Genomic DNA, 19,960 nt, shown 5'->3' with positions numbered 1-19,960 from the left:
TTTTTATTGGCTGTTTAAACAATTGATCACAATTGACCAGAGCAGCAGTTTAAGCAAAATATGGCATACTTAAGCCAAGACTTCAGGAACTATAAATATGAAAAGAACAACAGTAATTTTGGCTATGGCTGCGAGCAGTTTCGTACTGAGTGCATGTCAGACCACACCCCATCAATTCAATGGACAAAGTGGCTATGAAATTCTGGAACGTTCAGGCAATACAGCAACCTTGAGCTACACCCTCTCAGGACGACCAAGCCAGGATGAAAATCGCTTGCAAGCCGCTTGCAGACACGTATTAGGAAATTCCAAAACTTACAACATCCAGATTTTAAGCACCAATGAAATTTCCAATCCAACTGCGGAACAGGAAAACTATGGCCGCCAACTGGGTAATAGCCGCACGCAAATCAGCTTGAGCAATACGCCTGATTTACATAATAGCGAGAACCCGGGTGCACGCGAAGCTTTAGAAGCCCGCCCTACGACCATGCGGGTTATTCGTTATACCTGTTCTTAATATCTGATACTTAGTTACTTAATCAGAGTAAGACAATCAAAAAGGGCCTAGTGCCCTTTTTGATTTTTTAAAATTAACGTGTTTTATAGAAACTGACATTACGAAATTCGGGCGATTCATCCAAATCCGGCCAGGTCGTCGCACTACGCTCATCCAGTTTTTCATATTGAGGATGACTAAAGTTTTTTACCCGACTGTCTGCAACCCACACCTCAGGTGCAAATTTTAAAAACTCATCCAGGAAGAAACGGTTACATTGATCATAGAGCACATCTGCGGCTAATAAAATATCCACTTTCTCTGCCTTATATAGGTCATCCAGATATTCAAGCTCGACATCATTTAGCTCTGCATTGGCACGACACGCATCTAGACTAACTTGATCGATATCACAGCAGATCACACGTTTTGCACCTGCCATTTTCGCCGCAATGGCAACTACGCCCGATCCCGCCCCAAAATCCAAAACTACTTTGTCTTTAACATGATGCGGCTCTGCCAATAGCCACTGCGCCATCGCCAAGCCTGAGGCCCAGCAAAAGATCCAGTATGGTGTATCATTCCAAATGCGACGAATCACCTCATCATCCAGCTTATCTGTTGGGAATATTGGCGGAATCAGCCACAGGGAAATGGGTGTATCCGGCAATTGCTGTGCATGTAGCTCACAGTGTGGAATCACATCATGCAAGGCTTTTAGTAGATGTTCTGGGGCTTGAGGGAGTCGGAAGGTGCAGCTCATTAGATTTCTTTTAATTAGTATTAATGTCTTTGAAGAATCTCCCCTAGCCCCTCTTTAAAAAAGAGGGGGAAACTCCATCCAAAAATAGTGATCAGAGTTCCCTCCTTTTAAAAAGGAGGGTTAGGGAGGATTTGATTAACCTAAAGCTTTTTCAGCAGCTTCAACCGTTTGACGGATTAAAGTGGTAATCGTCATTGGACCTACACCACCCGGAACTGGTGTGTAAGCAGAAGCAATTTCTTCAATGCCAACAAGTTGGATATCACCAACACCACCGCCATCACGTGGATGGAAACCAGCATCAACAACCACTGCACCTTGTTTGATCCAGTCTTTTTGAATTAATTCTGCTTTACCTACCGCACCAACAATGATATCTGCTTGCTTAACGAAGCTAGCAAGATCTTGAGTACGTGAGTGGCAAATGGTTACGGTTGCATTCGCTTCTAGCAGCATCGCAGCCATTGGTTTACCCAAAATTGCAGAACGACCTACAACTACCGCATGTTTACCAGCGATTTCAATGTTGTTCTCTTTCAGGATAGTCATAATACCCGCAGGCGTCGCTGAACCATAGGCTGCCTCACCCATTGCCATACGACCATAGCCCAGGCAAGTGACACCATCTACGTCTTTTTCAAGCGAGATTGCATCGAAACAGGCACGCTCATCAATTTGCGCAGGAACCGGGTGCTGAAGCAGAATACCGTGCACATCAGGATTTGCATTTAATTTTTCAATTTCAGCCAATAATTCTTCAGTTGTGGTTTCTTTAGGAAGTTCCACTTTGAGTGAATCCATACCAACACGGCGGCAGGCATTGCCTTTCATGCGAACATAAGTTGCAGATGCACCATCGTCACCTACCAAAATCGTCGCAAGAATTGGAGTACGACCTGATTTTGCTTTCAGCGCTTCTACGCGAGTAAACAAGTCAGCTTCAATTTGCTTCGCCAATGCACGACCGTCTAGAACTAATGCCACGGCACTTCTCCCAAGTGTTGATATGAATCAATTTTGCACATTCTACATGAATAATTTAAATATTTTCCGCCAGATGATGTTTTTATGCGCATACAGATGAATACACTATTGTTTTTTTTTCTGAGCTTGCTAATATACGCATCAACAAGACGCGGCGGGGTGGCAGAGTGGTCATGCAGCGGACTGCAACTCCGTGGACGCCGGTTCGATTCCGACCTCCGCCTCCATCTTGTTAAAGCCCGAGTGGTGAAATCGGTAGACACAGGGGATTTAAAATCCCCCGCCCACAAAGCGTGCCAGTTCGAGTCTGGCCTCGGGCACCATTCTTCTACTATAGAAAGATGGTGCAAATAAAGAACCCAGCGAAAGCTGGTTTTTTTATGTCTGTAATTTAGTTAGTCAAAAAATAAGTAAATTAAATTCCCATTTAAAGTGTCATCATTAATCAGGCCCTCCTGCTCTGCTTTCTCAATATCATCCAGCAGAACGTAAATATCCTTGCAAATCCTGTTCCAGTTTTTGCTGGAAATGAATCGGCTCAATAATTTTCACATAAGGTAACCAGTAACGCACCAAAGGCAATAACTGCATTTCGTGACGAATCTGGCAACTAATCACTAACTCTCCAGTCCCTGTTTCCTGCTCGATCTGCTGTTCTGGAAATAAACGGCGCTCTTTAAAAAAGATCGCGACTTCAGGTTGTACCTTGATTAAGACTTGCTGCTTTTGCTGCCCAAACCAGATGCTGTCTTCATCTACCAGTATTTTTAGTATTTCAGGATCATGCGCAAAGCTCTCCACCTCAGAAACCAGCTTGAGTTGTTGCACCTGACTTAAGCGATAGGTGCGCAACTTGTCCTGATCTACACCCACCAGATACCAGATACCATGATGGTGAATCAAGCGATAAGGCTTAATGATTCGCAATTGATCTGAATATTGCAACTCAACCTGCTGACGTTTATAGATTGCGCTTGCAAGCAACTTGAAATGCTCGGCAAACTGTTTGGCATCTTCAAAATAATAGCCTTTTGCCGAAAATACCTGATTTGCCCGCTCATCCAGCAATTCACGCATAAAAGACATATCCAGCGCCGGATACAGCTCACTGATCCCCGAAAGCTGGGCAAAGGTCTGGATATCCTGCAATTTAAAGCGCCCTAAATAAGAGGGTTCCAGATAATATCGTTTCTGTTCATCTTGAAGTAAGGGTAAGTAAGAGCCTAGACGATCAAAATCACGCTCAATGGTGCGGGTGCTGACCTGAAATTCTGCAGCTAGCTCTGCAGCCCGGAGTTGATATCCGACGTTTAATTTGGTCAAAATTCTGGCTAAACGCTCTGCAAGACGCTCATGTGTTGAAGCTGGGCGCTTCATAAATCCCCACTTAATACATTCTCATGTACTTATTTATCGCTAGATGTTGAATGATTATACTGAATGCCGATCAATGAATAATATTAGGACAAAGTCTAAGATATTTTTTTGCATCAGATCTTGACCCTTTATTCACCCTAAACATACAAGATCTTATTTGGATTTTCTGGATGCTTTCTTGCTTGAATGACGATTTTGTATTGTTAATCTTTCTATATAACGCTCCAGATGCAGCATCGCCCGATACATTTTATGTAACTCTACCCAGCTGATGGTTCCGCGAATAATCATTTTATGAATACGTCGTAATGCTCTTAAACTATGTTTTGAACTATATGCTGTTGAAATAATTTTCATCTTATTTTCCCTCTCACATTCATGTGAATGTTTAACCATTTGGTCGGAATTATCTATACATGCAATTTACGTGTCATAATTGACAGGTTGTGTCGAACAGTTAACATTTTTTAATTTTTATTCAAGATTTTATATATTTATTTGTAATAATATTTTACTTAAAATTAAAAAAAGCCAGTAAAATTACTGGCTTTTTTTGAATCACTTATCTCGTATTAAATAATTTCAACTACAACTTTACCCACATGCTCTCCAGTATCCATTGTGGCATGGGCATCCTGAATCTGATCGAACTTAAACGTTTTATAGATCATCGGGAGACATTCGCCTTTTGCCCACAATGGTGCAATCTGCTCTTTCAGGCCTTGTGCAATTTCCGCTTTTTCAGCCGTGCTGCGTGCACGCATGGTCGAACCGGTAATGGTCAGACGTTTCATCATGATTTGACCCAGTTTGACTTCTTTGGCCTTGGCACCACCCAAGAAAGCGATATAGACCAGACGTCCATCACGGCGCAACAAATTCAAATTACGCTCTAAATATGGTGCACCGACCATATCTAAAATGACATCGACACCACCATTGTCAGTGGCTTCATTAATAACTTGCTCAAAGTCCTGAGTTTTATAATTAATAGCCGTGGTTAAATCAGAAATAGCCGCAACTTTTTCATCTGAACCGACAGTTGCAAAAGTTTTGATTCCGAGTGATTTACATAACATTAAAGCAGTCGTACCAATCCCGCTCGTTCCACCATGTACCAGTACAGTTTCCCCTGCTTTGGCCTTACCCATCTGGAACACGTTCGCCCATACAGTAAAGAAAGTTTCAGGAATGGCCGCTGCCTGTACAAAACTTACGCCTTCAGGAATATTCAAGGTCTGGCTTTCAGGTATGACGCAATATTCAGCATAACCGCCACCATTGGTCAAACCACAGACTTGATCACCAACTTTAAACTGACTTACATCACTACCAATCGCAACCACCTCACCTGCCACTTCCAGGCCAGGAACTGGCGTTACCCCTTTCGGCATCGGATATAAGCCTTGACGCTGCAGGATATCTGGACGGTTAATACCAAAGGCATGAACTTTCACCAGAACTTCATCTGCTTTAGGTTCAGGTAAAGTCACCGTTTCATAAGCGAGTTTATCGACACCACCTGGTTCTGTAATAATGACTTGCTGCATGGTTTGTTGCGACATGATTTCTTTCCCTAATCTATGCATTTCATATATCTTGGACTTATTTGAACATAGTTAGCATGAGGAATGAAGCTACATCGGACTTATGTATAATCGGGGGACTATTCAGGAAATTGATAATAGGCCAACCATGACCCAAGTGATCGAATATAACGAAAACAATTACAGTGATTTTGAGTGGTTTGAAGGTTTTGCCGTGATTCGCTTTTATGCAGACTGGTGCAAGCCCTGTGTTCAGAATTTTCCGGTCTTTGCCGAACTGGCGACATACTATGCTGAGGTAAATCCTGAAGTTAAATTTGGCAAGATCAATGTGGATCAGTCTCCGATTTTAACCTTGCGCTATAATGCCTATGGTTTGCCTTCTACGCTTATTTTTAGAAATGGAGAAATTATTAAAAGGATTGCAGGCGTGAAAAGTTTAACTGAAATGAAAGCAATTCTGGCCTTAGTCCTCAATGATTCTTATGAATAATTACCCATGTGAAGCCAAATCTAACAAAAATATTTCTTTTAGCTCACTATCTAAATACGGAGCCTTTAATTAACTACGCCCTTTATATTCCTTTACCATTCGATCACTCACATCTTCCGGATAACACAGCGGCGCATATCCGCCTGCACGATTATAAGCACTACGCTTACCACAACGACTACCATTACTTGCAGTATTGTAAGGACACGGACAATTTCCCGGATAATTCTCAATCGACTGCTGGATTATTTTTTGCTTGATTGCTTCAACGCTTTGGCTGCTCTGTTTGGCTTCAGCTCCAAAAGCCACACACAAGCCAGCCAGCAATATTAATTTTTCATATATTCCCCAAATCTAGGGAGTATTGTATTAATTGACTAGTAAATTGAAAGATCACATTTTGACTAATCGAATGATTTTCATGCAATCAAAATTTAGGCAATAAAAAACCCGCTTTTCAGCGGGTTTCTTCAAATCAGTCCAGTCTTAAAGACGAACCAATTCCACAATCTTCTCAGCAAGTTCTTCAACTGCTTCAGCAGTTAAAGTCGTGTCTGTACCTTCAGCAGCATCGGTAATCACAACCACACCAGTTTCACGAACCAGTGCAACCTGCTCCGCATTCAAACCTGCTTTAGCAATAGCAACGATCCCTTGCTGAATCAGCAAGCTTTCTAGCGCCTGAGCATTTTCCAAAGCTTTACCAGATACAGTCACCGCAGCAGGTTTTTGACCCAAACGTGCCGCACGTGATTCCGCAGTAACAGGCTCATCGTGTGCAGACCATTCAACTGATTCTTCCACCATACCCGCACCAATCGTCACGTTATTCAAACGATCGATGAAGATAAACGAACCGGTGAAACGGCTGTCTTGATAACGGTCAAAGACTACTGGTGCATCAAATTCAACAGTTACATTGGCAATTGCATTCAGCTCAAGCTTATCTACCTGAACTTTTTCCAATGTGTTGACGTTGGTACGGTAATGAATCGCCGTTACTTTTGCCGGAACGGTTTGCGTACCAATCTTGATGTTGTACAGCTTACCCAGTACAAGTGGTTGATCTGCCATCCACACAACAGTCGCTTGAACTGAACGGGAAATATTTGGAACAGCTTGATCCGCACGAATTAACACGTTACCACGTGAAATATCAATTTCATCGTTAAGCGTTAAAGTCACTGCCTGACCTGCAACTGCATGCTCAAGATTGCCATCAAAAGTGACAATTTCTTTAACAGTCGATGATTTACCAGAAGGCAAAGCTGTTACGGTATCACCAACATTGATATCGCCAAGTGCGATCGTACCGCAGAAACCACGGAAGTCGAGGTTTGGACGGTTCACGTATTGCACAGGGAAACGGAAATCCTGCTTCGCTGAACTACGGTTAATTTCCACCGATTCAAGTGTACCCATCAGCGTTTCACCAGTGTACCATGGCGTATTGGCTGACTTGTTCACCACGTTATCGCCATTCAATGCAGAAATAGGCGTAAAGATGATATTGCTTGGTTTACGATCGCCCAATTGTGCAACGAATGCCGCATATTCAGCTTGGATTTCATTGAAACGTGTTTCAGAGAATTCCACCAAGTCCATCTTGTTGATCGCAACAATGATGTTCTTGATCCCGAGCAAACTCGCAATAAAGGTATGACGACGCGTCTGGGTTTGCACACCATAACGCGCATCAATCAAAATGATCGCAAGATCACACGTCGACGCACCTGTTGCCATGTTACGGGTGTACTGTTCGTGTCCCGGCGTATCCGCGATGATGAATTTACGTTTTTCTGTCGAGAAATAACGATATGCTACATCAATGGTAATGCCTTGCTCACGCTCTGCTTGTAAACCATCGACCAGAAGCGCCAAGTCAGGTGCATCGCCAGTCGTACCGACTTTTTTCGAGTCACGGGTCACAGCCTGTAATTGATCTTCATAAATCAATTTTGAATCGTACAGCAGACGACCGATTAACGTCGATTTACCATCGTCCACGTTACCGCAAGTCAGGAAACGCAACAGGTCTTTATTTTCATGTTGTTTCAGATAGCCCAAGATATCTTGGCTGATTAAATCAGATTGATGAGACATCGCTCAAAGCTCCACATATTCTTTAGAAATCGGTTGTTTTGAATCTTTTTTTAATCTCCCTAAATCCCTCTTTAATAAAGAGGGACTTTATCTCCGTTCTGATTTAGGAGTTCCCCCTCTTTTTAAAGAGGTGAGCAGCATTGCTGCGCAAGGGGGGAGATTAAATTAGAAGTAGCCTTCCTGCTTCTTCTTCTCCATCGAGCCTGCTTCATCATGGTCAATCATACGACCTTGACGCTCAGAACTGGTTGCCAGCAACATTTCCTGAATAATTTCCGGCAAGGTATTGGCTGTAGATTCCACAGCACCTGTTAATGGATAACAACCCAAAGTACGGAAACGTACCGATTTCATTTGTGGAACTTCACCTTCTTTTAAAGGCATACGTTCATCATCAACCATAATAAGTGTGCCACTACGTTCAACCACAGGACGTTCTGCAGCCAAATAAAGTGGTACTAATGGAATACTTTCTAAATAGATGTATTGCCAGATATCCAGCTCAGTCCAGTTAGATAATGGGAATACACGAATACTTTCGCCCTTGTTCACTTTACCGTTGTAAAGATTCCAAAGTTCTGGACGCTGGTTTTTCGGATCCCAACGATGTTTCGAATCACGGAATGAATAAACACGTTCCTTGGCACGTGATTTTTCTTCATCACGGCGCGCGCCACCAAAAGCAGCATCAAAACCGTATTTATCCAGGGCCTGTTTTAAGCCCTGAGTTTTCATGATGTCGGTATATTTAGAACTACCGTGGTCGAACGGGTTAATACCTGCCTCAACCCCTTCTCTATTCTGATGCACGATCAAATCGAAACCATGGGTTTTCGCCATATTGTCCCGGAAAGTGATCATGTCTTTAAACTTCCAGCCTGTATCGACATGTAATAATGGAAATGGAAGTTTTGCTGGGTAGAACGCTTTTAGCGCAAGATGCAGCATGACCGCTGAATCTTTACCAATCGAATACAGCATGACCGGATTTTCAAACTCGGCAGCAACTTCGCGGATGATATGAATACTCTCAGCTTCAAGCTGTTTGAGATGAGTAAGTCTTTCCTCATTTAACGACATGGACAACACCAGCTTAGAAAAACGTGTACTTATGACACTTTTGAAAATTTATATTCATTATAGTGATTTACTTATCCTATCCATTGCTTGTTTTATGATATTGATATATCAAAAGCTCATATAAAAATTCATCAATAATGAATATCAGTTTTTATGAATCAATGATTTGCACAATTCAAGCGATGATATTGTGTGGTAGAGGTATATATTAACCTGTCGCTAAACCAATAAAATCCTAGGAAAATAATCTAAAGTAGTGGTTCTCAAATAGTTAAAAAATTACTAGAGTAAGACTCAATTCTCCCTCTTGATATACTTCATTTATGCCCTATAGCGCTTTTGATCTCACCACTGTAAAAACCCGTCTGGAACAGGCCCAGCTTGCTGGTTATATTTATCAGCACCAGCAACATATTTTGGTCTTGCAAGAACCTTTCAGTGATGATGGCAAGCCTTTAAATATCTATCTGCAACACGAGCTGACCGCGGATCAAATTGGATTACAGTTTGGTCTGCGTTTGCAAGAAGGTCATTGGGAATTTCTAATCGGCGTTACTTATAGTAACCAGAACGCAGCTTACGAAATTGGTGCTGGCAACCTCAAAGGTGATCAAAAAGCCTTTAACTTATTATATGCCTTTTATAATTATCCTAAAGCGTTCTATCTAGTGGCATTACCTTTGACAACCAACAGTCAGATTTTGGAGCAAACCTTGCAAAAGCAGCTTTTCAAGCAGCCTGATCTCGACTTCCTGAATACTGCAGTCAAGGTCAATCCTATGGGCGAACAAGTCAAATGGATGCAACACTATATTCTGCAACAGACTCTAGATATGAAAGTCCGGATTCAGACTGCCCTACTTTAAACTTGAACAGAAAAATTTGGAGATACTCAGGTCGATGTATCTCTATACTTTCTCAGGCAAGCACACACAGAATGCCATGCTATTCAGAATTCCTATTGCCGCTATGGCATCACTTGCTCAAACATCCAGTTAGCTTCTTATAGTTTATTATTAATTTTAATAGTTCAATAATTATCAAATAATCAACATATTCAATCCTTGTTTGTAAGGTTTTTTGTTATTTTTTTGCATACAAAATCAGCAATTACTGTTATCGTTATATCAATAAAAACTTTCAGACACTTTTCCTAAAAACATAATTATAGAGATAAAGAAATGTGGGAACTGTTTACGCATCCATCAAATATCGTATTTAGTATTAGCCTGAGCCTAATGCTGATGTTTGCTGCACTAGAATGTATTCTATTGCTGCTTGGCGGCGGCTCTCAGCATATCTTCGAACAGTTTTTACCTGAAGATTCCCTGCAACCGGAAATAAGCCCGGATCAGTCTCCCGGTGTTTTCAGCAAAGTATTTGACTGGTTATATCTGGGGCGTCTGCCTTTATTTATCTGGCTAATCATTTTCCTGACCAGTTATGGCTTGAGCGGTTTATTGATTCAGGGAATATTTGAGCGCCTGACCAGTCAGCTGTTTAACGTCTGGCTGATTTCTCCAGCCTGCCTGTTTCTGTGTATGCCTGTGGTGCGCTTTCTTGCCATGGCCGCCAGTAAACTCCTGCCCCAAGATGAAACCTCTGCGATTCATAGCGATGAACTCATCGGGCGTACCGCGACCATTATTCTGGGAGATGCCAAAGTGAATTCTCCCGCACAAGCCAAAGTCCGGGATCAACATGGCCAGACCCATTATGTACTGGTCGAACCAGAAAACAATCAAATTTTAAATCAAGGTCAGAATGTAGTTCTAACCCACAAAACCAAGAACGGCTTTCAAGCCATTGCACTTTAATTTTATTTAGCTAGCACTCAATTGAGACTTTACAACAATGTTAACATTTGATTTATATAATATTTTAATTATTGCGGGAATTATTTTTGTGGCACTGGTGACCTTCGGTCTCATCATTGCACGCTTATACCGTCGTTCAAGCAAGGAAATTTCCTTTGTGCGTACCGGTTGGGGTGGAGAAAAAGTGATTTTAGGTGGAGGCGCAATCGTGCTTCCGGTGTTACATGAAATTATTCCGGTAAATATGAACACCCTACGTCTTGAAGTCCGCCGTGCTGATGATCAGGCACTGATTACCCGTGACCGTATGCGGGTCGATGTCATGGCCGAATTCTATGTACGGGTCAAGCCTACCGCAGATTCAATTGCCACCGCAGCACAAACCCTTGGTCAAAAAACCATGTCACCGAATGAACTGAAAAATCTGGTGGAAGGTAAATTTGTTGATTCACTGCGCGCAGTGGCGGCAGAAATGGCCATGGAAGAACTGCATGAAAAACGCGTCGATTTCGTGCAAAAAGTTCAGCAAGTCGTTTCAGAAGATTTACATAAAAATGGTCTGGAGCTTGAAACGGTTTCCTTGACTGGACTGGATCAGACCGGATTTAAATACTTCAATCCGCAAAATGCGTTTGATGCTGAAGGTCTGACCAAGCTCACTGAAACCATTGAAGACCGTCGTCGTAAGCGCAACCATATTGAACAGGATACCGATCTGGCGATTAAAACCAAAAATCTGGAAGCTGAACAGGCGCGCCTGCAAATTATTCGTGAAGAAGAATATGCCAAACTGCAACAAGAACGTGAAATTGCCATTCGCCGTGCTGAACAGCTGGCTGAAATTGCCGCTCAGGAAGCCGGCAAAAAACGTGAAGCAGAAGAAGCACAAATTGCCGCTGAACGAGAAGTCGAACTCAAGCGTATTTTGGCCGCTCGTGATGTCGAAAATGAAAATATTCAAAAGGCTCAGCTGATTCAAAAAGCACAGGTCGAGCAAAAGAAAACCATTGAACTGGCTGAACAGGACCGCGCCATTGCTATTGCGGAAAAATCACGTGCTGAATCTGAAGCTAAAGCCCAAGCTGATCAGGCACGTGCACAAGCGGTAAAAGCGGAAGAAGAAGTCATTACCGTACGTCAAATCCAGCAGGCAGAGCGTCAAAAGGCAGTTGAGCTGGTCGCAGCCAAAGAACACGCTGAAAAAGATGCGATTGCAATTACAGTTGCTGCTGAAGCTGGCAAACAGGCGGCAGCAGATGATGCAGAAGCTGTGCGGATTGCGGCTGAAGCCGAAGCAGAAAAAGTCCGCCTTAAAGCCAAGGGTGAAGCGGATGCAAAAATCCTACTGGCTCAGGCAATGGAAAAACAGTATCAGGTGGATGCTGAAGGTACGCGTGCGGTCAATGAAGCCAATAACGTCCTGTCACCTGAACAGGTCGAAATGCAGATTCGTCTGACCATGCTGAAATACTTGCCTGAAATTATCCGGGAAAGTGTCAAGCCAATGGAAAATATTGATGATATCAAGATTCTCCAAGTGAATGGCCTACATGGCGGTCATACCGGTGCCTGTCAGGCAGATGCCCATCATGAGAATGGTAATGTTGCTCTATCAGATCAGGTAGTGAATAGCGCCCTACGTTATCGTAGCCAAGCACCGCTTATTGACAGTCTGATGAGTGAGCTTGGTATTCAAGGTGGTGATATCAACGGCATGACTCAGAGCCTTAAAGCCAAAACTGGTACATCTGCCTAATATTACTTACTCAAAAAAGCGGTCATTGGCCGCCTTTTTAATACCTATTCGGGGATAATTTTCAATATACGCTTATATATCTTATCTATTTCTTTATTAAGATTTGAAGCCGATGATGTTTGACATCATATACTGCTTCACTTCATCCATTTGGATATTGACTGTTCGTCAGAAATTATGAGATTCATCGATTGCTAGACTTGGTCTTCTATAAAAAAATTCTTATAGTAACTTAATAGTCTCAAGTAGCATTCTAAAATGGCTTACTACTATTCAGTTTCCACCTATAAAAAAAAATTCCTACTCACCCTCTTGGCATGCCTAGGTATTCCAATGAGTGCCTGTGCAAATAATCATGAAGATTCCAATGCAATTCACTCTCCCTCTCATCCTATTAATGTCATTATAGAGCCGTATTTGAATCAACCCACAAATATAAAAAAATTGTTTAAGACTAAAAACGCTAAGCAGCTTAAACAGATGCGGATTATGCATATTGACCTAGATTATATTTTTGATTCAGACCAACAACAGCAACAATCCAATATCCAAGCCTTGATCCAGCGTATTCAACAAATTCAGCCCAATACTATTTTTTTACAGGCTTTTGCTGATCCGGATGCCAATGGTTCTGCTAATCTGGTTTATTTTGAAAATCGGCATATTCCAATGCGGGCCAATTTATTTCCTGAACTACTAAAACAGATCCGGCAACATACACAGGTCAAACAGATCTATGCGTGGCTGCCTTTAATAGCTTGGGAGCTACCAAAATCCTATCAGCTACAATATGTTAAACATAGTCAGGACAAAACACATGGTTATATCCGGCTATCCCCCTTTGACCCGACGAATTTAAAATATATTGCAGAAATTTTTCAGGACTTTATTCAGAAGAATGCTGTAGACGGTGTACTATATCACGACGATATTACCTTAAATGATTTTGAAGATGCTTCAGTAGTAGCACGGCAAGTCTATCAACAATGGGGATATGACTTGAAGTTACTGGAAGAGCCACAGCATCCACAGCAATCTGCTTTTGCAGCAGCCAAAACAGCTTATCTTGATCAATTGGCTGCAGGAATCACTCGTCTGTTACAACATTATCGTCCTCAATTACTAACAGCACGAAATACTTACGCGCCTATCGTCTTACAGCCAGAAAGTGAAAAATGGTTTAGCCAGTCCGTGAGCAGCACTTTAAGATATTATAATTACAATGCCATTATGGCCATGCCTTATATGGAACAGGCAGGCGACCATCACCAATTTTATTTAGACTTAATTCAGCAATCCAAAAAGTACGATCCAGATTTGGATCGTACCATTTTTGAATTACAGGCCACAGACTGGCGTAGCAATCAGAAGATCGCTACCTCAGAACTAGTACAAACCATCCACTTTTTGCAACAACACGGGGTTAAGCATATCGGGTATTATCCCGATGACTTTGCGCAAGCACATCCTGCGGCAGTGGAGATAAAGTCGGTATTTCAAGTGGATCATTCACGCTAAATTCCACCAGTTTCCCCTGTATAGAATAATATAGAGTAATATTTTTGGCAGAACTTAAGGTATGAATAGCAACTGGGCTAATTTCAAAAGAAGCGGCTAATTCATCAAATTTAACTTCTTTAGGCGCAGTACGGCGTTCGTTCCCCTTGAAACGGATCCAGTTATAACTTGCCCAGATAAACAAACTGACAATAAAGCAAGCCACTAGAATAGCAATATCTCCTAGGGTCGTATTGCCATGAGTAACCGGATCAACTGCTAATTGATGGATTGCTGTCCTACCTTCAAACCACCATAGACCTAGGGTAAGGAGTGGCATAAATAGCCACATCCAGCATATCCACCCTAAACCTATTAAACTATAGCCCACTGTTTTATGGCGAACATATTCTGGTTTATCAATATATTCCGGCAATTCCAGTTGAGATAGATCTGTTATTATTCTTTCATTTTTAACGTTGTTCATAGTCTTCTTCCTCAGGTCGAAATCCACGGTCAGGACTTACCCATCGTGCACGTTGTTGTTTTTTAAATATAGTTTTAGGAAGTGCAACTACTGTGGTCAACATGGTAATCATCCAAAAGAATAAGGGATACCAGATCACCCAGAAGTAATTTCTTAGCATACGGTCTTTGTCATAGTACCTATCAATATAAAGGCTCACAAAAAACTGGATTAGACAAGTGATACCTAAAACCACACCATACCATTGCGGCAATAAAGTCTGAATCGCCCACTCCCCGGGAAGCGGCATAAACACTCCATACACATACAATACAATGATCCCAAACATGAAATAAGCCCATATCACGCTAATAATTGATTCAATAGCAATCGGCCACATTCGACGTAAGCGCCATTTAAATATTTTAGGAATATAGGCAAATAACACTTCAATTCCACCTTGTGCCCAACGTAAACGCTGCTTCCAGAGCCCTTTAAAAGTTTCAGGCATATATATATAGCACAAAGCTTTGGGTACATATTGCAAGTCCCAATGATCGAACTGCAGCCGCCAAGACACGTCAATATCTTCAGTGATCATATCATCACGCCAGTAACCGATCCGGTTCAACGCAGTCTTACGAAAGCCGACAATCGCACCGGAAACCGTAAAAATACGTCCGTAGGTTCGTTGTGCCCGCTTGATCAAACCAATAATTGAAGAAAACTCTCCAACCTGAATTTTACCCAGTATACTGGAACGGTTAATGATTCGGGGATTACCAGTCACTGCACCAACACGTGGAAACTTGATCAGATGATGCATCATCCATAATACCGAATGAGGATGCAACAAAGCATCTCCATCAATACAAATCAGATATTCAAACTGACTAACCATCGTACCTGATCTTAATGCATAGGCCTTGCCTTGGTTTTCTGCCAGATGTACTACTCTCAGCTGAGGATATTGGGTTTCGAGTTCATCCAGAATGTTACCTGTACCATCCGTACTGCCATCATTGACTGCAATTACCTCAAAATTTGGATATTGGCTTTGCATGGCAAAGCGAATGGTATCTCGCACCTGCTCTGCTTCATTAAAACAAGGAATAATAATGCTACAGCCCTGTTTTGAAGGTTCAGGAATAATGGGTTGTTTGATCTCATGTTTCAGATAAAACCAGATTCCACCTGCAATCCATAACCATGCCATAAAGAGTGGATAGAAAAAAGCAAAGCCAAAGTAAAGGTCACTCAGCTGTAATTGATTAATCCATTCCATTACCTTTTCTCCTGTGTGATTTGCACAAACGGGTCACGGTAAGTCAATGGACTATCATTCAGACTCAGTGTTTTATAGAGTTGTTGATGTACCGCTTTTGCATTACTAAATTGATAATTATTTATTGCAAGTTTTTGGATAGAATGCGCTTTAAGCTGAGCATACGCTTGTTGATAAATATTCCAGGATTTTATTGAAGTATCCACTGGCAGGCTTACAATCAAGTGTTCCCGCTCCTCGACAGATAAGCTCTGAATTGCAGTCAACAGTGCTTTGAAGCTATGTGGATCCTTTACAGGATCAACTGTTAAATAAAGAAAATCCGCATGGTCTGGAATCCTGCCAATTAATGATTTTAATCCGAGTAACTTGCTGTCGCCCACATTAATTTTTAACGCGGTCTGATAGTTATGACTGATATTGGCATAATAACTGGCTTTATTCTTGGTACGGTTTTTGATATTAAGAATAGTCTGTAGATTAGTCTTACATATTTCACTCCAGATCGCCTGATCAATTGCACAGCGCAGTGTTTGCCCAGTTTCAATCATAAGGCCTTCGATTGAACTGTTATTCTTGACCAAATCCCCAGTCAGCTCGGCCAAATCATATTTTTGTTCAGTTTCCAGAGTCAAAGGTAATTCTGCATAGACTTTATGTGCACTACGGGTACGTGCCTGCCAGACTGTACGATTTAGCAAATCCTGCTGCATTTTTAACTGACGATTTGGAAAATAGCTGACATCAATCTTACCATCGCCATCTAAATCAGCGACAGTACGTAGTACCAATACATTACTTTTAAAGGCGTTGATTTGATCAAGGAGCTGTCCCAATTTTTGATCTGATTCGCTATAGCTTGGTGTCACAAGCTCATTTAAGTCCAATCGTAAAAAGGTTTTTTTCATTCTGTTAGGTGATCGTGCGTAGGTTAAGAAATCAATTTTCTCTTCACGCAAAATTTCAGGGGTTGGATTCAGCATCACCAAGGCACGTTGATAAGTCTTTACAGAATCAGCCAATGAAGAAATTGATCCCAAACTGAAAGACATAGGTAAACCGGCTGTTCTCGCCAAAGCCTCCGCTTCTGGAGTAACTGCCCCATAAGGCCAGAAAATTGCCCGAGTATTAATGTTCAATTCCTGATCCAGAATCTGTTTTGATTTTTTTAAATCAGCAATGACGCGTGCAGCATAAGCCTTATCCGACTCATAATTTCTGGTGGCAGGGCTATATATACGAGTAATTGCCGCTGGCTGCATATTCATTTGTGGATTTGCCAAAACACCGTGATGCATATTATCTGAATGGGAAACAAACTCGACCAAGCCACTCGCTTGCATTTCCCGCATCTGGTTCCAATTCATTAGGTTACCAGCTCCATAAGCCTCATACGCATCTTTGGTGTTTCCATTAATCCAACTGGTTGGAATAGCAAATACGGCAGGCACATTAAATTGCTTTAATAACGGAAATACTCGACTATAACTACTTAATGCACCGTCATCAAAGCTCAATAAAACAGCTTTTTCAGGTAGAGAGTACTGTTTCTGACGAGCTTGCCACACATCCTCTAGCCGGATTGCTGTCCAACCTTCCTTTTTCATCCAAGCTAAATATTGCCCTAAATTTTTAGTACTGATGGCATATACATCGCGGTCACCGCTTTTGGCAATATCATCACGCACATCATGAAAAGTTAAAGTAACAAATTGATTTTCTTTTAATTCAATTGCAGTACCTTCTGCATGAGTGCAAATTGGCAAGTACATCATCGTATTAAGACATACTGCAACTAAGGTTTTGATTAATATTTTCATTAGAATCGCCCCTCAAAACCAAAGACGGCATATAGTTTTTCTTCATCATTTCCGTCATATGGATGTACACTGTAGCCAATTCCATAATCCATTTTCCAAGTCCTTGATAACTGCCACTCATGCTGATAGCTCAAGTTATAAATCGGCTCAGTTGAATAGTTTTTCTGATTATATGCCCCAATCGTAGCACTCAACTTTTGATTAAAATTACGCTCATAATGACGCCAGGTCAGCCAGTTATGCTCAATATTTAACTCAAAACTGTTGCTATGTTCAGGATTAAAATAGGACACATCCAGCACATCATTTTTTCCATAATAGCCACTTAGAGTCGCTACCGTCTGATGCTTCGGTCCTTGAAAAATCTGCTGTTTAAAATATGCACTTAATTCCTGACGTAAATTACCATCATTGATATCGGTATAGACATAACTGAGTCCCGCCTTTCGCGATTCGTGTGCTTGCCAATTCAAATTTACTAAATAAGATTTTCCGTCAAACTCATCTTGAGCCTGCAAAGGAATCGCTGCCTGACTGTTATAATCCAGCATATAGTTCCAATGATCATTCAACCAATGCGACCAACCCAATTGTGCACCAAGACGATCACCATCCGTTGTTTGTGAAACTAAAAGCGTGGCATGTTTACGTCTGGATAGCCATTCCGCTCCTACGCCTATACGCTGATCATCCAACTTACCAAAATCATATTTAGCCCAACGGTAACGGTGATCAACGAAACCACGGAAATTATCAGCAAACCAGGGACTGTTCAGTCGGGTCCAGCTTTCTACTTCACGTGACCCTTGTAAGCGCCCCAAGATATCAGGATTATCTGCTTCACTCTTTGAAAAGCTGCTAGAGTGCTGAATAGTAGCCCGATCACGGTCTCCTAAAAATTTTGAACTTTCAATTACCCCAGTATCATCTGGCTCATGCTCTGCCAGAAAAGTATATGTTTTACGCCATTCCTGAATATCGGATAAGGCTTGGGCATTTTGCATATGATTAATACGGGTAAACTGAGTAACCGGCTCGACGCCATTCCACTGTGTAAGCGTGTGTTCAGACTGCTGAGGTTTTTCACGCCAACGTTGTACTTGTGCAAGATTATTATAATAAACCGCATGATTCGGTGCATGATCGACTAAATTTTCAAAATAGTGTTCTGCTTTATCTAACTCATTGCGATAAGCATAATTTAGACCTTTCAGATTATAAAATTCATAGCGGTTACTATGGGTCGTACGGTCTACACCTTTGGCATTACTATATTGATAGGTGGGCAAAACCTGATCCATCAAGTTAATAATGTCATTTGCTTCACGAAATTTCTCCTGTTCGATCAAGCTGTAATACAAACCTTCATAAACCTCATAATCGGCATAATTTTTTTCAGACAATAAGGATGTATAAAGTGATTCTGCCTGCTTAGGTTGACGCTCTCTTAAATAAGCAGCAGCCAATGCCTGACGCACATAAGGTGGCATCGCCTTTACAGGCTGCTCAGCTTTAGGAATTTGTAGAAGTGCTTCTGAAGATAAATTTCTGAAACTTAATGCATAAATATAGTTATAGTAAAATCGGCGTCGAATATCGATATCATCCGGCAGTTGAGTTTCATAAGCTCTCATCTCCTGCAAGATTTCGTCCAGTTTCAGATTGGCCTGATATCCTCGATCCTGCTGATGAGCCACCTGATAATACTGAATTGCTTGTTGCGTATATTGAGAAAACTCATTCAGCTTAAGGACATGCTTTAATTGAGGCTGATTAATATCTAACCGTTGATTTTTAATATATTGATCAGCAGTAAAATAATCACTATTGGCTAGCAGAGCCAATACATATTGTGAGTGTGATTCGTTATTAGCATTGGCCTGAACAGCACGCTTTGCAATTGCTAAAGATTCAACCGGCATCTCCAGTAATCGGTAAGCATATGCCGTGAGACTCAAATAATCTGCCGAAAGTCCATCAATAGAGACTAGAGAAAGTGCATGTTTGGCACGATCCTTTTGTTGAGACTCTGCATAAATTACCCCTGACCAGACATTCCAATAGGATGCCGGTCTTTGTTTGGCAAACTGCTGAATATAAGACTGAGCCAACCCAAATTCTTTTTGGTCTCGCAAAGCCTTAATCAAATTAATCTGGGCATATTCAGGAAATTCTGCCGGTTTAATCTGTTGCAGATATTTTAGATCTGTTTTGCTAAAACGTGCATTGTTATAACTCAATACAATATAGTCAGCCAAAAGTTTCTGGTCGGATGGATTTTCCTTAAGCATATTTTTTAGTTTTTCTAAACCATCTTCTATTTTCCCCTGATAAATTAGACTAGTAGCTTGCTCACGTTTATGACTTATATCTTGGGCCAAGAGAGTATTAAACGGTTGTGAAATAAGAATCGTAAAACAACTTAGAGGAATGATCATTGTTCTATTGATCATGTTATTTTTCTCAAATTAGT

18 protein-coding genes and 2 tRNA genes are annotated in these 19,960 nt (G+C 41.4%); 8 read left to right on the top strand and 12 right to left on the bottom strand.

The genetic code is table 11. The features are described from left to right. The first annotated feature begins 97 nt into the window (after nucleotides 1-97). Nucleotides 98-520, top strand: a complete 423-nt coding sequence (locus F995_RS07890) for a hypothetical protein (RefSeq protein ID WP_004646311.1) — start codon at nucleotides 98-100, stop codon at nucleotides 518-520. Nucleotides 521-593: 73 nt separating this feature from the next. Here F995_RS07890 and F995_RS07885 read toward each other — a convergent pair whose 3' ends face one another. Both F995_RS07885 and folD read right to left on the bottom strand, forming a co-directional pair. Further along, nucleotides 594-1,262: a class I SAM-dependent methyltransferase gene (locus F995_RS07885; protein ID WP_004646310.1), complete on the bottom strand. Its 669-nt coding sequence runs from the start codon at nucleotides 1,260-1,262 to the stop codon at nucleotides 594-596. A gap of 135 nt (nucleotides 1,263-1,397) precedes the next feature. Beyond that, nucleotides 1,398-2,246 carry a bifunctional methylenetetrahydrofolate dehydrogenase/methenyltetrahydrofolate cyclohydrolase FolD gene (gene folD / locus F995_RS07880; RefSeq protein WP_004646309.1) on the bottom strand — a complete coding sequence of 283 codons (849 nt, stop codon included), beginning with the start codon at nucleotides 2,244-2,246 and terminating at the stop codon, nucleotides 1,398-1,400. Nucleotides 2,247-2,399: 153 nt separating this feature from the next. On the opposite strand from folD, the gene F995_RS07875 reads away from it, so the two are divergent. Together F995_RS07875 and F995_RS07870 are read left to right on the top strand one after the other, a co-directional pair. After that, a tRNA-Cys gene (locus tag F995_RS07875) sits at nucleotides 2,400-2,473 on the top strand. A gap of 10 nt (nucleotides 2,474-2,483) precedes the next feature. Continuing rightward, nucleotides 2,484-2,569: transfer RNA gene (locus F995_RS07870), tRNA-Leu, on the top strand. Between the two features lie 151 nt (nucleotides 2,570-2,720). Here the strand turns inward: F995_RS07870 and F995_RS07865 are convergent. The 3 genes from F995_RS07865 to F995_RS07860 all read right to left on the bottom strand — a co-directional run bounded on the left by F995_RS07865 (nucleotide 2,721) and on the right by F995_RS07860 (nucleotide 5,188). Beyond that, entirely contained in the window at nucleotides 2,721-3,623 is a 903-nt protein-coding gene (locus F995_RS07865; protein ID WP_004646308.1) for a helix-turn-helix transcriptional regulator, read from the bottom strand. 153 nt (nucleotides 3,624-3,776) lie between these two features. Continuing rightward, entirely contained in the window at nucleotides 3,777-3,980 is a 204-nt protein-coding gene (locus tag F995_RS16315) for a hypothetical protein (protein WP_004646307.1), read from the bottom strand. A 215-nt stretch (nucleotides 3,981-4,195) separates the two neighbouring features. Continuing rightward, nucleotides 4,196-5,188, bottom strand: a complete 993-nt coding sequence (locus tag F995_RS07860) for an NAD(P)H-quinone oxidoreductase (RefSeq protein WP_004646306.1) — start codon at nucleotides 5,186-5,188, stop codon at nucleotides 4,196-4,198. Between the two features lie 130 nt (nucleotides 5,189-5,318). Between F995_RS07860 and F995_RS07855 the strand changes: the two genes are divergently transcribed. Beyond that, on the top strand, nucleotides 5,319-5,663 hold the full coding sequence (locus tag F995_RS07855) for a thioredoxin family protein (protein ID WP_004646305.1): 345 nt from the start codon (nucleotides 5,319-5,321) through the stop codon (nucleotides 5,661-5,663). A 69-nt stretch (nucleotides 5,664-5,732) separates the two neighbouring features. Here the strand turns inward: F995_RS07855 and F995_RS07850 are convergent, their stop codons facing one another. The 3 genes from F995_RS07850 to cysD all read right to left on the bottom strand — a co-directional run bounded on the left by F995_RS07850 (nucleotide 5,733) and on the right by cysD (nucleotide 8,846). After that, a complete protein-coding gene (locus tag F995_RS07850; RefSeq protein WP_034605933.1) occupies nucleotides 5,733-6,008 on the bottom strand; it encodes a hypothetical protein in 276 nt (91 codons plus the stop codon). 141 nt (nucleotides 6,009-6,149) lie between these two features. After that, nucleotides 6,150-7,766 (bottom strand): sulfate adenylyltransferase subunit CysN, encoded by a 1,617-nt coding sequence (gene cysN, locus F995_RS07845; protein ID WP_004646302.1) that lies wholly within the window; start codon nucleotides 7,764-7,766, stop codon nucleotides 6,150-6,152. A gap of 165 nt (nucleotides 7,767-7,931) precedes the next feature. Then, nucleotides 7,932-8,846: a sulfate adenylyltransferase subunit CysD gene (gene cysD / locus F995_RS07840; protein WP_004646301.1), complete on the bottom strand. Its 915-nt coding sequence runs from the start codon at nucleotides 8,844-8,846 to the stop codon at nucleotides 7,932-7,934. A 323-nt stretch (nucleotides 8,847-9,169) separates the two neighbouring features. Between cysD and F995_RS07835 the strand changes: the two genes are divergently transcribed. The 4 genes from F995_RS07835 (at nucleotide 9,170) to pgaB (F995_RS07820) (ending at nucleotide 13,937) form a co-directional block, all read left to right on the top strand. Next, nucleotides 9,170-9,712, top strand: coding sequence for a hypothetical protein (locus tag F995_RS07835; protein WP_004646300.1), 543 nt, complete (start codon nucleotides 9,170-9,172; stop codon nucleotides 9,710-9,712). Nucleotides 9,713-10,027: 315 nt separating this feature from the next. After that, nucleotides 10,028-10,663 carry a YqiJ family protein gene (locus F995_RS07830; RefSeq protein ID WP_004646299.1) on the top strand — a complete coding sequence of 212 codons (636 nt, stop codon included), beginning with the start codon at nucleotides 10,028-10,030 and terminating at the stop codon, nucleotides 10,661-10,663. A gap of 37 nt (nucleotides 10,664-10,700) precedes the next feature. Further along, nucleotides 10,701-12,419 carry a flotillin family protein gene (locus F995_RS07825; RefSeq protein ID WP_004646298.1) on the top strand — a complete coding sequence of 573 codons (1,719 nt, stop codon included), beginning with the start codon at nucleotides 10,701-10,703 and terminating at the stop codon, nucleotides 12,417-12,419. Between the two features lie 489 nt (nucleotides 12,420-12,908). After that, a complete protein-coding gene (gene pgaB, locus F995_RS07820; protein WP_252509240.1) occupies nucleotides 12,909-13,937 on the top strand; it encodes a poly-beta-1,6-N-acetyl-D-glucosamine N-deacetylase PgaB in 1,029 nt (342 codons plus the stop codon). Here pgaB (F995_RS07820) and pgaD read toward each other — a convergent pair. The 4 genes from pgaD to pgaA are packed head-to-tail and all read right to left on the bottom strand — an operon-like array spanning nucleotide 13,843 to nucleotide 19,940. Then, nucleotides 13,843-14,403 (bottom strand): poly-beta-1,6-N-acetyl-D-glucosamine biosynthesis protein PgaD, encoded by a 561-nt coding sequence (gene pgaD / locus F995_RS07815; RefSeq protein ID WP_004646296.1) that lies wholly within the window; start codon nucleotides 14,401-14,403, stop codon nucleotides 13,843-13,845. The genes pgaB (F995_RS07820) and pgaD overlap by 95 nt on opposite strands. Next, nucleotides 14,390-15,667, bottom strand: a complete 1,278-nt coding sequence (gene pgaC, locus F995_RS07810; protein WP_004646295.1) for a poly-beta-1,6-N-acetyl-D-glucosamine synthase — start codon at nucleotides 15,665-15,667, stop codon at nucleotides 14,390-14,392. Before pgaC ends, pgaD begins: the two co-directional genes overlap by 14 nt. Then, nucleotides 15,667-17,487, bottom strand: a complete 1,821-nt coding sequence (gene pgaB, locus F995_RS07805; protein WP_004646293.1) for a poly-beta-1,6-N-acetyl-D-glucosamine N-deacetylase PgaB — start codon at nucleotides 17,485-17,487, stop codon at nucleotides 15,667-15,669. Before pgaB (F995_RS07805) ends, pgaC begins: the two co-directional genes overlap by 1 nt. Further along, nucleotides 17,487-19,940, bottom strand: coding sequence for a poly-beta-1,6 N-acetyl-D-glucosamine export porin PgaA (gene pgaA / locus F995_RS07800; RefSeq protein ID WP_004646292.1), 2,454 nt, complete (start codon nucleotides 19,938-19,940; stop codon nucleotides 17,487-17,489). Before pgaA ends, pgaB (F995_RS07805) begins: the two co-directional genes overlap by 1 nt. Between the last annotated feature and the right edge of the window lie 20 nt (nucleotides 19,941-19,960).

Origin of the sequence: Acinetobacter sp. CIP A162, from assembly GCF_000367905.1 — a bacterium.
Classification (GTDB): Bacteria; Pseudomonadota; Gammaproteobacteria; order Pseudomonadales; family Moraxellaceae; genus Acinetobacter; species Acinetobacter lwoffii.
Note: the sequence above shows the minus strand (reverse complement) of the source record. Positions and strands in the feature narration are given on the sequence as shown.

Excerpts from the sequence above, each read along its gene's own strand:
- pgaD (WP_004646296.1), bottom strand. The coding sequence starts at position 14,403 with ATGAACAACGTTAAAAATGAAAGAATAATAACAGATCTATCTCAACTG.
- cysN (WP_004646302.1), bottom strand. The coding sequence starts at position 7,766 with ATGTCTCATCAATCTGATTTAATCAGCCAAGATATCTTGGGCTATCTG.
- F995_RS16315 (WP_004646307.1), bottom strand. The coding sequence starts at position 3,980 with ATGAAAATTATTTCAACAGCATATAGTTCAAAACATAGTTTAAGAGCA.
- cysD (WP_004646301.1), bottom strand. The coding sequence starts at position 8,846 with ATGTCGTTAAATGAGGAAAGACTTACTCATCTCAAACAGCTTGAAGCT.
- F995_RS07865 (WP_004646308.1), bottom strand. The coding sequence starts at position 3,623 with ATGAAGCGCCCAGCTTCAACACATGAGCGTCTTGCAGAGCGTTTAGCC.
- pgaA (WP_004646292.1), bottom strand. The coding sequence starts at position 19,940 with ATGATCAATAGAACAATGATCATTCCTCTAAGTTGTTTTACGATTCTT.
- F995_RS07885 (WP_004646310.1), bottom strand. The coding sequence starts at position 1,262 with ATGAGCTGCACCTTCCGACTCCCTCAAGCCCCAGAACATCTACTAAAA.
- F995_RS07860 (WP_004646306.1), bottom strand. The coding sequence starts at position 5,188 with ATGTCGCAACAAACCATGCAGCAAGTCATTATTACAGAACCAGGTGGT.
- pgaB (WP_004646293.1), bottom strand. The coding sequence starts at position 17,487 with ATGAAAATATTAATCAAAACCTTAGTTGCAGTATGTCTTAATACGATG.
- pgaC (WP_004646295.1), bottom strand. The coding sequence starts at position 15,667 with ATGGAATGGATTAATCAATTACAGCTGAGTGACCTTTACTTTGGCTTT.
- F995_RS07855 (WP_004646305.1), top strand. The coding sequence starts at position 5,319 with ATGACCCAAGTGATCGAATATAACGAAAACAATTACAGTGATTTTGAG.
- F995_RS07825 (WP_004646298.1), top strand. The coding sequence starts at position 10,701 with ATGTTAACATTTGATTTATATAATATTTTAATTATTGCGGGAATTATT.
- F995_RS07890 (WP_004646311.1), top strand. The coding sequence starts at position 98 with ATGAAAAGAACAACAGTAATTTTGGCTATGGCTGCGAGCAGTTTCGTA.
- F995_RS07830 (WP_004646299.1), top strand. The coding sequence starts at position 10,028 with ATGTGGGAACTGTTTACGCATCCATCAAATATCGTATTTAGTATTAGC.
- F995_RS07835 (WP_004646300.1), top strand. The coding sequence starts at position 9,170 with ATGCCCTATAGCGCTTTTGATCTCACCACTGTAAAAACCCGTCTGGAA.
- pgaB (WP_252509240.1), top strand. The coding sequence starts at position 12,909 with ATGCATATTGACCTAGATTATATTTTTGATTCAGACCAACAACAGCAA.